General features: G+C 68.4%; 13 protein-coding genes. 8 read left to right on the top strand and 5 right to left on the bottom strand.

What is annotated here, in order from left to right; translation table 11 throughout:
• Nucleotides 1-225 precede the first annotated feature (225 nt).
• From ACIP5Y_RS47360 to ACIP5Y_RS47345, 4 genes are read left to right on the top strand one after another with little or no spacing between them, the layout of a single operon-like run.
• On the top strand, nt 226-1,650 hold the full coding sequence (locus tag ACIP5Y_RS47360; protein ID WP_400360404.1) for an MFS transporter: 1,425 nt from the start codon (nt 226-228) through the stop codon (nt 1,648-1,650).
• Complete coding sequence (locus ACIP5Y_RS47355; protein WP_400360403.1) at nt 1,625-2,287, top strand: response regulator transcription factor; 663 nt, start codon at nt 1,625-1,627, stop codon at nt 2,285-2,287. The genes ACIP5Y_RS47360 and ACIP5Y_RS47355 overlap by 26 nt, the downstream gene beginning before the upstream one ends.
• Nucleotides 2,288-2,291: 4 nt before the next feature.
• Complete coding sequence (locus ACIP5Y_RS47350; RefSeq protein WP_400360402.1) at nt 2,292-3,794, top strand: sensor histidine kinase; 1,503 nt, start codon at nt 2,292-2,294, stop codon at nt 3,792-3,794.
• A 35-nt stretch (nt 3,795-3,829) separates the two neighbouring features.
• The gene (locus tag ACIP5Y_RS47345) at nt 3,830-4,762 is read left to right on the top strand and encodes a TAXI family TRAP transporter solute-binding subunit (RefSeq protein WP_400360497.1); all 933 of its coding nucleotides are present in this window, start codon (nt 3,830-3,832) and stop codon (nt 4,760-4,762) included.
• A 44-nt stretch (nt 4,763-4,806) separates the two neighbouring features.
• Here ACIP5Y_RS47345 and ACIP5Y_RS47340 read toward each other — a convergent pair whose 3' ends face one another.
• Nucleotides 4,807-5,118, bottom strand: a complete 312-nt coding sequence (locus tag ACIP5Y_RS47340) for a hypothetical protein (protein WP_400360401.1) — start codon at nt 5,116-5,118, stop codon at nt 4,807-4,809.
• 79 nt (nt 5,119-5,197) lie between these two features.
• Nucleotides 5,198-6,112 carry a Gfo/Idh/MocA family protein gene (locus ACIP5Y_RS47335; RefSeq protein WP_400360400.1) on the bottom strand — a complete coding sequence of 305 codons (915 nt, stop codon included), beginning with the start codon at nt 6,110-6,112 and terminating at the stop codon, nt 5,198-5,200.
• Between the two features lie 78 nt (nt 6,113-6,190).
• On the opposite strand from ACIP5Y_RS47335, the gene ACIP5Y_RS47330 reads away from it, so the two are divergent.
• The 3 genes from ACIP5Y_RS47330 to ACIP5Y_RS47320 all read left to right on the top strand — a co-directional run bounded on the left by ACIP5Y_RS47330 (nt 6,191) and on the right by ACIP5Y_RS47320 (nt 10,016).
• Nucleotides 6,191-9,034 carry a BTAD domain-containing putative transcriptional regulator gene (locus tag ACIP5Y_RS47330; protein ID WP_400360399.1) on the top strand — a complete coding sequence of 948 codons (2,844 nt, stop codon included), beginning with the start codon at nt 6,191-6,193 and terminating at the stop codon, nt 9,032-9,034.
• Nucleotides 9,035-9,153: 119 nt separating this feature from the next.
• Nucleotides 9,154-9,549, top strand: a complete 396-nt coding sequence (locus tag ACIP5Y_RS47325) for a nuclear transport factor 2 family protein (RefSeq protein ID WP_400360398.1) — start codon at nt 9,154-9,156, stop codon at nt 9,547-9,549.
• On the top strand, nt 9,546-10,016 hold the full coding sequence (locus ACIP5Y_RS47320; RefSeq protein WP_400360397.1) for an SRPBCC family protein: 471 nt from the start codon (nt 9,546-9,548) through the stop codon (nt 10,014-10,016). Before ACIP5Y_RS47325 ends, ACIP5Y_RS47320 begins: the two co-directional genes overlap by 4 nt.
• Before the next feature lie 19 nt (nt 10,017-10,035).
• Here the strand turns inward: ACIP5Y_RS47320 and ACIP5Y_RS47315 are convergent, their stop codons facing one another.
• Together ACIP5Y_RS47315 and ACIP5Y_RS47310 are read right to left on the bottom strand one after the other, a co-directional pair.
• A complete protein-coding gene (locus tag ACIP5Y_RS47315; protein ID WP_400360396.1) occupies nt 10,036-11,091 on the bottom strand; it encodes an LLM class flavin-dependent oxidoreductase in 1,056 nt (351 codons plus the stop codon).
• Nucleotides 11,091-11,603: an SRPBCC family protein gene (locus tag ACIP5Y_RS47310; protein ID WP_400360395.1), complete on the bottom strand. Its 513-nt coding sequence runs from the start codon at nt 11,601-11,603 to the stop codon at nt 11,091-11,093. The genes ACIP5Y_RS47315 and ACIP5Y_RS47310 overlap by 1 nt, the downstream gene beginning before the upstream one ends.
• Nucleotides 11,604-11,684: 81 nt before the next feature.
• Between ACIP5Y_RS47310 and ACIP5Y_RS47305 the strand changes: the two genes are divergently transcribed.
• Nucleotides 11,685-12,203 (top strand): winged helix-turn-helix transcriptional regulator, encoded by a 519-nt coding sequence (locus tag ACIP5Y_RS47305; protein WP_400360394.1) that lies wholly within the window; start codon nt 11,685-11,687, stop codon nt 12,201-12,203.
• Here ACIP5Y_RS47305 and ACIP5Y_RS47300 read toward each other — a convergent pair.
• A complete protein-coding gene (locus tag ACIP5Y_RS47300) occupies nt 12,200-13,144 on the bottom strand; it encodes a GlxA family transcriptional regulator (protein ID WP_400360393.1) in 945 nt (314 codons plus the stop codon). The two genes, ACIP5Y_RS47305 and ACIP5Y_RS47300, sit on opposite strands and share 4 nt — an antisense overlap.
• Nucleotides 13,145-13,266 lie beyond the last annotated feature (122 nt).

Here is a 13,266-nt window from a genome sequence, read left to right as displayed (position 1 = left end):
GTAGTGAGCGCGAGGTCGTGCCCGTCGTCGTTCGCAACTTCCGGTAGATCGGTGGAGACCAAGCCGCCGACGCCGGGCCCGGTCACGGGGGCGTTGTGATTCGGCGAGGCTACGGGCGCCTCGCCTGCTCCTGCTGTGGTGGGGTCGCGATCGTCCTAAGGGATGGTTAGGAAAACGCGGTGGCTCTTCTGTATGGGGTGTGTCGGCCGACACAGTGGGGGGCGAATGCGATGGGGCATTCGCAGCAGTAAGGAGAACCCCGTGAGTTGGACAGCGCCGGCCGGTGAGGGCCGGGTCATCGCGAATGTGTTGCGTGGCTCGATCGGCAACCTCGTCGAGTGGTACGACTGGTATGTCTATGCGGCATTCAGTGTGTATTTCGCCAAGACCTTCTTTCCCGATGGGGATGCCACGGCGCAATTGTTGTCTACCGCGGCAGTATTCGCGGTCGGATTCCTGATGCGACCGATCGGTGGGTGGGCGCTGGGACGTTACGCTGATCGGTTCGGGCGGCGGTCGGCGCTGACGCTGTCGGTGACGGTGATGGCGGCCGGATCGTTGTTGATCGCGGTGACTCCGAGTTATGCCTCGATCGGGTTGGCGGCGCCGGTGATCCTGCTGCTGGCGCGACTGCTGCAGGGGTTGTCGGTGGGTGGTGAATATGCCACCAGCGCAACGTATCTCTCGGAGGTGGCTTCGGCGGGGCGGCGTGGGTTCTACTCCAGCTTCCAGTATGTGACGCTGGTCGCGGGGCAGTTGATCGCGCTCGGGGTGCAGATCGTGTTGCAGCAGGTGCTGAGCTCGGCGCAGATGTCGATGTGGGGGTGGCGGATTCCGTTCCTGATCGGCGCGGCCGGGGCGCTGATCGTGATGTGGTTGCGCCGCGGTATGGATGAATCCGCCTCGTTCCGCAGTGAATCCGGTGCGGCGCAATCGAACTCGAGTCACGGTTCGTTGCGGGCGCTGCTGGCGTATCCGCGTGAATGCCTGCTGGTGGTGGGTCTGACCATCGGCGGCACGGTGGCGTTCTACACCTACACCACCTATATGCAGAAATACATGGTCAACACCTCCGGCATTTCGAAGTCGACGGTGGCGTGGATCAACTTCGTGGCGTTGCTGGTGTTCGTGGTGTTGCAACCGATCGCGGGTGCGCTCTCCGATCGGATCGGCCGGCGCAAGTTGCTGATCGGATTCGGGGTGGCGGGCACGCTGTGCACCGTCCCGATCATGACAATGCTCGGTGACACCCGAAACCCCTACGCGGCGTTCGCGCTGATGCTGGCGGCGCTGGTCATCATCACCGGCTACACCTCCATCAATGCGATCGTGAAGGCCGAACTGTTCCCCACCCGCATCCGAGCTCTCGGTGTCGGCCTGCCCTATGCGCTCACCGTTGCCATCTTCGGCGGCACCGCGGAGATGATCGCCCTCGCCCTGAAGAAGGCCGGGCACGAATCGGTGTACTTCTGGTACGTCTCGGCGTGCGTGCTGGTTTCGCTGCTCACCTACTTCTTCATGCGCGAAACCTCCGCCGACTCCACCATCGATGCCGAGGCCGCCGATACCGACCCGGGCCAGCCCGAGAACCAGTCGGTTTCCTATGCAGGAGAGAATCGCCCTCATGCGGTTGGCAGTGGTCGAGGATGACGACGGAGTAGGTGATGCCCTGATCGAGGCGTTCGGGGTCCGGGGACATCACGCGGTGCGGATGCGCCGCGGCGCCGATCTGCTGACCGCGCACCGCGGCTTCGATGCCGTCGTCCTGGACCTCGGACTGCCCGACGCGGACGGGCTGACCGTTTTGCGGCGGCTGCGCGAGGTCAGCACGGTGCCGGTGGTCATCCTGACCGCACGCAGCGACGAACGCTCCATCGTGCGCGGACTGCGCGGCGGCGCCGACGACTACGTGGTCAAACCGCCGCGCATCGCCGAACTGCTCGCCCGCATCGAGAACGTCACCCGCCGCGCCACCCCACCCGCACCGGCCACCACGGCGCATACGGTGCACACCGGGGACGTCCTGGTCGATCTGGCTGCCCGCCGCGTCGATGTCGGCGGAGTCGAGATACCGCTCACACCAAAGGAATTCGAGCTGGTACGGGTACTGGTGGAACGACCCGGGGCGGCGGTGAGCCGCCAGCAGCTGATGGACCGGATCTGGGGTGACGCGTTCGTGGCGGTATCGCGATCGCTGGATGTGCACATGACCGGGCTGCGCGCCAAACTCGACCGGCCCGGACTGATCACCACCATCCGTGGCTACGGCTACCGGTGGGGTACCTGACCGCATGCGCCGCCGCCTGCTCATTGCCTTGACCGTGTTCTCCACCCTGGCCGTCTTCGCCTTCGCGGTGCCGCTGTGCCTGACCGCCGCCACCAGCCGCACCCAGCAATTCGTGCTGGCTCGCACCGGCGACGCCGACCGCTTCGCCGGCCTCGCGGTCACCGCCGACCGGCTCGGTGACAATCGTGCGCTGAGTGTGGAGGTCGACCGCTATCGCGACCTGTACGGCGAATCGGTGCTGCTGGTCGATGCGCGCGGGACCCCGATCGTCAATGCGGGCGTCGACACCGCCGATACGGCCGTGGCCGCCGCGCTGGCCGCGGCGCGCCGGAATCAACGTCCCGCGCCGGTGACGCGGCTGCTGCCGTGGAGTCCGCACACGGTGCTCATCGCCCGCCCGGTCGGCTCGGACACGCATGTCCAGGGTGCGGTCCTGATCACCGCTTCCACTGCTGCGGCACGCAGCGATATCACCGGGGTGTGGACGATCGTCGCGGTCGGGGCACTGGTCGCCATGGCCGTGTTCACCGCACTCGCGCTGGTGTTGTCGCGGTGGGTGCTGCGGCCACTGGCCGGATTGTCCGGCGCGGTCGCCGAACTCACCGCCACCCTGCCCAAACCGCGCGGTGGCACGCCGGTCACGCGCCGCCACGGCGGACCCGCGGAACTGCGCGCGGTGGCCGAATCCTTCGACTCCATGGCCGCGGCCGTGCGCGATTCCGCGCTCGCGCAACGCCGCCTCGTCGACGACACCGCGCACGCCATGCGAAACCCGCTGGCCGCCTTGACCATTCGACTCGACTCACTCGAACCCGCCATCCCCGAGCGGGCCGCGCCGACCTTCCGGGGTGCGACCCGGGAGGTGGAGCGGCTCACCGGGCTGCTCGATGGGCTGCTCACCCTCGCCGTCGCCGAAGGCACCGACTTCGACCCGGCCACGGTCCCGGCGGGCGAACACTGCGATGCGGTGCAGGTCGTCAAGGATCGAATCGATGCCTGGCGCAACGCCTTCGAAGCCGCAGGTATGACCCTCATCCAGGTCGCGGACTACCCGCCCCCGGTAACTGCGGCGGGCGCCCACGACGCCGGCCGGTCCGGCCCGAACGCGCCGTCATCGGGGAACCCGCGCGCCGAGGCCGCCATCTCCGCCGACGCCCTGGCTCAAATCCTGGACGTGCCGCTGAGCAACGCCTGCCGCTATGCCGGGCCTGCCGCCGCCACCCGCATCACCGTCACCGCCAGCTCCGGGGAGGTCATCCTCACCATCGCGGACAATGGAACCGGCGTCGCCCCGGGCGAACTCGATCAACTCACCACCCGCTTCTTCCGCGGCGCGTCGGCCGCCGATGTCGGCGGTTCCGGGCTGGGCCTGCCTATCGCTGCGGCCCTGGTGAACGCCCGCCACGGCAGCCTCGCCGTGGAAGCCGTTGCCCCGCAGGGCTTGGCGGTCATCATCCGGCTGCCCGCGGCAGATATACCTGCCCCGTTGTCATGGGATGCTTCGTGACCGGCCGCCGCGACGGGCAGGACTTCGTGCTCGACGTGCCGCACCGCTCCTGTCGCTGCTCGCGCCGGAATCTGCTGCGCGGCGCCGCCGTACTCGTCGCCGGGCTGGCGCTGCCTGCGGGCGCAGTCGGGTGCGGGCGGGGGAGCGGTGACACCACGGTCCGGCTCGCGGCGGGCGAGGCGGGCGGCTTCTATCACGCCTTCGCGCTGTTGCTGGCCCGCGCGGCGGCCGCATCCGGCCTGCACATCGACGTGATCGAGACGGCTGGATCGGTGGACAACTTGGCCATGCTGTCCCGCGGCGCCGCCGATACCGCACTGGTACTGGCCGATTCGCTCGCCGAGGACCCCGACCGTCCCCCGGCGATCGGCCGCGTCTACGAGAACTACCTGCAACTCGCGGTGGCCCCCGCCGGCCCCCGCCACTCGGTGAGCGACCTGCGCGGCGCCCGCATCAATCTCGGCGCGGCCGGCTCGGGCGCCGCCGGGATCGGCGAAAAACTGCTCGCCGCAGCCGATCTCGCACCCACCGACGTCACCCGCACCCACCTGCCACTACGCGAAGCGGTCACCGCGGTCACCGAAGGCCGCCTCGATGCGCTCCTGTGGGCGGGCGGAGTCCCCACCGCCGCCCTCGAATCGCTGCGCCTACTGGACCTGGACCCCCTCGCCGCGACCATGCGCGACCGCTTCGGCTACCTCTACGACCCGGTCCTCATCCCCGCCGGCACCTACCCCGGCGCCCCGGCCGTCCACACCATCGGCGTCGCCAACCTCCTCGTCGCCGCCCCCACCCTCCCCGACCCCACCGTCACCACCCTCACCGAAGTCCTCCTCACCCACCCCGATGCCCTCGTCCCCGCCGAGGCCGCAGGCACCCAATTCCTCGACGCCCGCTCCCTCATCGGCACCGGCACGGTCCCCTTACACCCCGGCGCGGCCGCCGCCTACCGCCGCCACCACGGCTGAGAAGCAGGTTCGGCTCGGATTCTGGTCAGGCGCAGCAGGGCGGGCTACGCGCATGCGGTGTTGAACTTGGCGATCGCCGCGTTCATGTCGGTCACATTGTCGTCCAGCAGGCTTTTCGCGAAGGCCGTGATGGCGTCCCGGTCCGGGCCGCTGGCGTTGACCGCGAGCAGCTTGTTGGCGAGATCCTTCTGAGCCGCGTCGTCCAGGGTTCCATTGTTCGCGGTGTTCGCGGCGTTGATGAGGTCCACGGCGGTGCTGCATGCGGTCGACTGAGCTGCCGCGGTGCCCGTCGGCAGGGTCAGCAGCGCGGTGGTGACGGCGACCGCGGCGAGGGCGCTGGGCAGGAACTTACGCATTTTGGATACTCCCGATTTCCCGTTGTGTGCTTGCGAGAAGCGAGCATGCCGGGGCGATCGTGAACGTTTCGTGAACGCCTCAGCCGTCGATTTCCTGGACGAGCTGTTCGCAGATCTCGTGGGTGCGGAGTGCGTCCCGGGCGTCGAGCCGCTTCCCGGTGCGGACCGCGTCGAGGAAGTGATCGACTGCTTGCTGGATGCCGCGCCGGCTGCCGACCGGAGTCCAGTCACCGCGCGGGTGCGCGGTCGCGGCGCCGTCGGAGTATTCGATGCTGTCGCCGAGGTTGACGACCTTGTATTTGCCGTTCCCGCCGGAGATTTCGAGGATCTCCTCGGTGATGCCGCTGCACCTGTTCATGATTCCGAGGGCGGTGACGCCGTCCCCGGACAGTTGCAGGACGATGTGCTCGAGTTCCCCGCTGTCGGGAGACCTGCGAAAATGCGTCCGGACCTCGGTGATATTGCCGGGCACCAGGAATCGCAGCGTGTCCACGACATGGATGAAGTCGTCGTAGACGAAGGTGCGCGCGATCTCCGGTTGCCCGAATCGGTTCTTCTGCAACACGATCAGCGATCCACCACGGCGCGCCGCCTCGGTATAGGCCGGGGCGTACCGGCGGTTGAAGCCGACCATGAGGCTGCGCTCCCGGCTTTCGGCCAGCTCCACCAACCGGCGCGAACCCGCCAAGGTGTAGTCGAGCGGTTTGTCGACGTAGACGTCGATCCCCGCGTGCAGCAGGGCCTCGACCAATTCGACGTGCGCGCTGGTGGCCGCGTGCACGAAGGCCGCGCGCACCCCGGCGCTCAGCACACTGTCCAGCGTGGAATGCCGGTTCGGCAGCCGGTATCGGTCCGCGACGCGATCCAGCCGTTCCCGATTGCGGGTCATGAGGTGGATATCCAGTCCCGGCTCGGCCGCCAGCACCGGCAGGTAGGCCTTCTCCGCAATGTCACCCAGCCCGATCACCGCGACCGGCAGTAGTCCGCTCTCCATGCGGGCCAGCCTGTCATGCCGCGACCGGGACGATCAAGATCACCCGAAAGCGCGTATCTCCCCGGTTAGGCTTTCGGGGTGCTGTTCGTTCGGGTGCTGGGCCCGATTGAGGTTGAAGCGGACGGCCGCACCATAGATCTGGGTGGGCCGGTGCCGCGACGGTTGCTGGCGGCCTTGTCGGTGACGGTCGGTGTTCCGGTTTCCGATGCGGTGTTGTCGGAGTTGGTGTGGGGTGGGGATCGTCCGCGGCAGTCGTTGGGTACGTTGCGGGTCGTCGCCTCACGGCTGCGTTCGGCGCTGGGACCGGATGGTCGAGAGCTTTTGCAGCGGAACGGGTCCGGATATCTTCTGGTGGTGCCGCCGGACCGGACCGATCGTGGCAGGTTCACCGGTCTGGTGACCGACGGGGTGCGGTTGCTGGCCGCCCGCGATGCCGAACGAGGTGGGCGGCTGCTGCAGCAGGCGCTCGAGCTGTGGCGAGGTGAGCCGTGGCCGGAGCTGGACCAGGCCCAAGCTCACGGGCCCGCGGCCGAGCGAACCCGGCTCCGGGAGTTGCGTGATGTCGCGGTGGAGGAACTGCAGGCAGCGCGGCTGGCCTGCGGTGAGACCGCGGCGGCGGTAGCGGACCTGAGCGAGGCGGTGACCGAAGCGCCGTTCCGGGAGCGTCGCTGGGAGTTGCTCGCCCTGGGCCTCTATCGCAGCGGCCGCCAGGCGCAGGCGCTGGCCGAGCTGCGGCGGGTACGGGAGCTTCTGGTCGAGGAGCTCGGCGTCGAATCGGGCCCGGCGCTGCGTGATCTGGAGCGGCGCATGCTCGATCACGATCCCGGCCTGCTCCTGGTGGAATCACCGCACTCGCATACGGTCACCCCGCCCCGGCCGCAGCAGTCTATCGGTCGTCCGTTGTCGGCATTCGTCGGCCGCCGCCACGAAATGGGTTTGCTGGCAAACCTTTCGAACGAGCGCCGCATGGTCACCCTGGTCGGCCCCGCCGGCGTCGGCAAGACCCGATTGGCAGTCGAATACTGTACGGCGCAAGTGGATTCGATGGATCGATGGCTGGTGCGGCTGGGCGATGTGCATGACGGCGACGGCGCGGCGACCGCGATCGCCGCAGCGCTCGGGCTGGTCGATCTCACCGGAAGCGTGCTGCCCCTGGTATGCCGGGCGCTGACCATGCAGCCCGGATTGCTGGTACTCGACAATTGCGAGCATCTCATCGAGCCGATCGCCGAACTGAGCATGATGCTGCTCGCGAACTGCCCGGACCTGCGCATTCTGGCCACCGGTCGGCAGCCGCTGGGCATCGACGGCGAACAGGTACTGGTCGTCGAGCCACTGCCGACCCGCGCCGCGGACGGCACCGACGGCGCCGCGATGGAGCTGCTGATCGACAGGGTGCGGTCCGCTCGCCCGGGCTGGCAGCCTACCGGCGACGATCGGGACGCCGCGCGTGAGATCTGCGCGACGGTGGACGGGCTGCCCCTGGCCATCGAGCTGGCTGCCGCACGTGAACGCGCCTTCGGCCTGACGGGCATCGCCACCCACATTCGCGACCGGCTCGATGTACTCGGCCCCACGCCGCGCGGATCGCTGTCGCGGCACGCCAGTCTGCAGGCGGCGATCGGCTGGAGCGTCGATCATCTCGGGGCGGCCGATCGCGCGATGTTGTTGCGGCTGTGGCCTTTCGAAGGAGGGTTCGACTGGCACGCCGCCGACGCGGTGCAACCGGACGGCCTCGGCACCGGGGTACTCGCCACCTTGGCGTCGCTGCTCGACCGCTCGGTCATCACCACCGATCCCACCGTCTCGGGTACGACGCGGTATCGATTGCTGGAAACCATCCGCCGATACTGCCGCGAGACCGACGCCGATCCGGACGCGACGGTGGCCGCCCACGCCCGCTGGGTGCGCACGTTCGTCGCCGACCAATCGGCGCTGCTGACCGGGCATCGTGCCGGACCCGCCTACCGCGTCCTGGCGGCCGAACTGCCGAACATCCGGGCCGGGATCGCCTACGACCTCACCCACCACCCCGCCGCTGCGTTGCGCACAACGGCCGCACTGCAATTCGCCTGGGGTGTGCTCGGAGTCCTGGCCGATGGCCGCAATCTCATACGTGCCGCACTCGACGCCGCGCCGGACGCCGCGGTCCCGGATCGCGCGAACGGGCTGCTCGCCCTGTCGATCGTGTCGTTCCACGCGGGGAACCCCGGTGAAGCACTGGCCCGCGCCGAGGCCGCGATGGCGCTGCTCGGCGGCCCGCGGGACGAGCGCGCATTGTGGTTGTACGCCTTGATGTATCGGGCCCTGGCCTTGACCGCGCTCGGTGACCCGCTCGCCACCCGGACTGCCGTGGATCAACTCATGGCGGAAGTAGACCGTGGTCCCACCCCCGATTGGATCCGTGGCTGCGCCCAATTCGGGCAGGGCACCGCGCTGTTGCTGGAAGGCCGCCGCACGGAGGCGATGGACTGGCTGCGGACCGCGCGGGACCTCAGTGCCGACTGCGGCCACCTCTGGTGTCAGGGCATGGCCGATGTGGTGCTGGCCTGGTCGACCCTGGCCGAACCGGACGATGACGGAACCGCCGCACTGATCGCCGTCGACCGTGCCCTGGAAGTCTTCGCGCGGCAGTCGAACATCTCCGATGCGCTGGGTGCGATGTATGCCGGGGCCTACGCCCTCGTGGTGCGGGGCTCGCTGGAGCAAGCGGTCCGGCTGCATGCGGCGGCGGAATTCCATTCCGAGCGCGTCGGTGCGGATCCGCGGCGCTACGCACAATTCGCCGACCCCGCCATCGCCGACCGGGTGGATCGGCTGGTGTCCGCCGCGAACCATCGGGCCGCGCAGGCGGAAGGGCGCCGGATGAGCTGGGCCGCAATGGTCACGTTGATAGGCGAGGCCGCACAGCGCACGGATTGACGGTGGACGCCGCGCGGTGCCGCGGCCGGCTGTAGCAGAATTGAAACGCGTGCGCGTGATAGTCGTCCGAGTCGCCGACCGGCGGCATATCCACCGACTCCGTGGCGAGGAACCTATCCATGTCGCACACCAACCTCGACATCATCGCGCAGGTCTACCATGCGTTCGACACTCGCGACTTCGGCGTGATCCCGCGTCTGTTCGATCCCGGCATCGAAATCCATCAGACCGCCGAATTGCCTTGGGGTGGAATCTATCGCGGCCACGAGGGCGCGATCGAATTCTTCACCACCTTGCTGGCGGCGATCGACAGCAAGGTCAGCTCCGAGTACCTGTTCGCCGCCGGTGAGGATGTCGTGCAGATCGGGCGCACGGCCGGTACCACCCGGTCCGGAGGTGTCCCGTTCGATGTCCCCGAGGTGCATGTCTGGCATCTGCGTGCCGGACGGGTCGTCGGCTACGACGCCTATATCGATACCCCGGTGCTGCTGGCCGCGCTGGAGGTGGCGCAGTGACCACCTTCGACCTGTCCGCCGAGACGACAGTCGAGCGGCCCGCCTCGATCGTCTGGGCATTGCTCGCCGATTACGCGAACGACACCGTCTGGCGCACCGGCGTTGTCGCCATGACCGCCGACCCGCCCGGCATCGTCACCGCCGGAGCCAGGACGCTCGAACAACTCCGGTTCGCCGGGCGAACGTGGCACAACGTCGGTGAGGTCCTGGCTGTCGAGCCCGGCACCCGAATGGCTTGGCGAACCACCTCCGGCGCCGATGCGCAGGGCACGCGCACGGTGACGCCGCTGTCCGCCGAGCGGTGCCGGGTCCACCTCGAACTGCATGTCACACCGCACGGCATGCAACGGCCGATCGGGCGATTGCTGGCTCGCATGCTGCAACGCAACCTCGACCGCGACGTCACCGCATTGCGTGAGCTGGCCGAGCGGCCCAGCGTCCGGACCGGCCGTCAAAGCCTGCCGTAGACCGAAGAAATGGTTGCGCTCACCGGTGATTCGCGGGGGTGAGTCCGCGGACCAGATCGATGCCGCGCCCGAGGTTGTCGAGGCGCGCGGCCAGGGTGTCGCCGGCGGGGTAGAGGCGGACGGTGTCGACGCCGGTGTCCTGCCAGGTGCGGAGGCGGTCGCGGACCATGTCTTCGGTGCCGATGAGAGTGGTGGCGAGGACCATTTCATCGGTGATGAGGGCGGTGGCGCCTGCCCGGTCGCCGCGTTGCCAGTGCTCATGGACCTGGGCGGCGACGTCGGCCCAGCCTTGGCGGCTGTAGGCATTGTTGTAGTAGTTGGTGGATCCGGAACCCATGCCGCCCAAGGAGAAAGCCAATTCCAGCTTGCGGCTGCCCAGGACCTCGGCCAGTTGTGCCTCGTCGGCGACGATATTGATCTCCGCGCCCTGGCAGACGTCGAGGTCGGCGCGGGTGCGGCCGGCGCGGGTGAGACCGGCGTCGAGATGGTCGAAATAGGCTTGCGCGCCTTCGGGAACGAAGCTGGTGCCCAGCCAGCCGTCGGCGATCTCGCCGGTCAGTTCCAGCATCTTCGGCGACAGGGTGGCGAGGTAGATCGGGACGCTGTCGGGCTGGATGCTCAATCGCATCGGCCGGCTCTCGCCGCCAGGGCGCGGGATGGTGAATTGCTCGCCCTGGTAGGTGATCTTCTCACCGGTGAAGACGCTGCGGATGATCTCCACGGTTTCGCGCATGCGGGTCAGCGGACGCGCGAAGGGGACTCCGTGCAGACCCTCGATGACCTGCGGGCCCGAGGCGCCCAGGCCGAGCAGGAATCGGCCCTCGGACAGCAGGTTCAGGGTCATGGCGGTCTGTGCGATGGTGACGGGGGAGCGGGTGCCGAGCTGGATCACGCCCGAACCCAGCAGGATTCGCTCGGTGCGGGCGGCGAGGAAGCCCAGCGGTGACGGGGCGTCGGTGCCCCACGCCTCGGCCACCCAGCAGACGTCGAGGCCGAGACGTTCGGCCTCGACGACGAATTCGGTGATATCGCGCCAGTTGCCCGCGGAGCCTTCGATCGTTGTGGCGGTGCGCATTACGCCTCCCGTTCCAAGAGCTCGCGGATTGCCTCGAGGTTGGCCTTGATACCGGTCTCGAACTCGCGCAGGCGGACGAACACGATCTTCTGTTCCTTGTCCGGCATGGCGTCGATGGCGAAGCTGAGACCCGAGCGCGCCGGGCCCATCCGGGTCCACTGCTCCAGCACGGTACCCGTGCCTTCGGGGCGCAGCGTGAAACGCCAGGTGCTGGAGGGATGTTCGGGATCGCCGATCGCCCAGGCGAAGCTGCGCGGCGGGTCGTACTCGACGACCGTGCTGATCGTCTCCCAGTTACCCAGTGCCTCGTGCGCATTGCGGCCGCTGAACCGGGCGCCGAGCGCGGGCCCGGTGGCCTCGTCGAGCCAGTGGACCTCTTGCAGCTCGGCACTGAGCCGGGGCATGAGGCCGATATCGCTCACACAGTCCCACACGCGCTCGGGCGCTGCCTCGATGTATGCCTGCGCCGACACCGTCGGCGTATCGGCGTAGACCTGGCCGGTCCACTCCATTGCGGACTCCTTCTCTCGACTACCACCATAGTTGCGTAGATAGACTTACCAGCACAAGCCCCTGTTCGATAGGATTGCGGCATGAAGCGCACCTCGTTCGCGAACTGGCCCTGCTCGGTGGCCCGGACCATGGACCTGCTGGGCGACTGGTGGACCCCGCTGGTATTGCGCGAGGCCTTCTACGGCGTCCGCCGGTTCGACGAGTTCCAGCGCGAGCTCGGCATTGCCCGCAATACCCTCGCCGAACGACTACGCCGCCTCGTGGACGCGGGACTGCTCGAGAAACACGTCTACGAAACCGTGCCCGTCCGCCACGAATACCTGCTCACCGAGTCCGGCCGGGATTTCTACGGCGTGATCGCCGCCATGACCACCTGGGGTGACCGCTGGCTCGCGGGCGAGGCCGGACCACCCATCATCGGCCACCACGAGACCTGCGGGCACGACGGCCAAGCGGAAGTGGTGTGCTCCCACTGCAAACAACCACTGGAAGCCGGTACGGTCACGCCGCGCCCCGGCCCCGGGTATCCGCGAAAACTACTGTTACGACCCGATGTTCGGCGCCGATTCGGGCTCGACGAAATATCGGACGAGCGCTAGCGGACGTGGAACGAGGACCGGTATCTGTTCGGGGACACACCGGCGATGCGTTTGAATCGGTCGCGGAAGGCGGTGGGGGAGCCGAATCCGGCGAGGGCGGCGACCCGGTCCACCGAGTGGTCGGTGTTCTCCAGTAGGTGCTGGGCGCGGCGGACGCGGGCGCGCAGCAGCCACTGTAAAGGCGTGGTGCCCAGCTGTTCCCGGAAGCGGCGGCTGAAGGTGCGTTCGCTCATGCCGGCGCGGGCGGCCATCTCGGCGAGGGTCAGGTCATCGTCGAGATGGTCCTCGATCCAGGCGCACACCAGTTCCAGGTGTGAGCCGGCGGGTGTGGGCGGCTGGTCGTGCACGACGAATTGGGCTTGCCCGCCTTCGCGTTCCAGCGGCATGACCGCCATGCGGGCGGCGTCGGCGGCCACCGCGGAACCGAAGTCGCGGCGCACCATGTGCAGGCACAGGTCGAGTCCCGCGGCGGCGCCCGCCGAGGTGAGGATGGCGCCGTTGTCGACGTAGAGGACATCGGGTTTCACGTCGATGGCGGGATAGGCGCGTGCGAGATGATCCGCGGCGAGCCAATGTGTGGTCGCCGCCAGGCCGTCGAGGAGTCCGGCCTCGGCGAGAGTGAAGGCGCCGGTGCAGATGGAGGCGATGCGGGCGCCCTGGCGGGCTGCCGCGCGCAGCGCCTGCACTATCGGTTCCGGTTCGGGCACAGCGATTTCCGATCGCCCCGGGACGATGATGGTGTCGGCGGTGGCCAGGGCGTCGAGGGGCCAGGGCGGGCGCAGCGCGAAGGCCCCGGCATCCACTTCCGTGCTCGGTCCGCAGACGCGGACGCGATAGGGGTTGCGGCCGTCGGGCAGCCGCGCGCGGCCGAAGACCTCGAGCGGAACGGCCAGATCGAAGGCGACCACCCGATCGAGGGCCAAGACGGCGACGGTGTGCACAAGGGGCACTATAGGCGGATTCTCGCCAAGGACGCGACCTGGATGTTTAGCTCACTGTGAGCTGAAACACGATGTCATCGGCGGTGGCGAGAATCAGTTGATCTTTGTCATTCCAGCCTCTG

This window comes from Nocardia sp. NPDC088792 (assembly GCF_044750615.1).
In the GTDB taxonomy this organism is placed as follows: Bacteria; Actinomycetota; Actinomycetes; order Mycobacteriales; family Mycobacteriaceae; genus Nocardia.
This window is presented reverse-complemented; position numbering and strand designations above follow the sequence as displayed.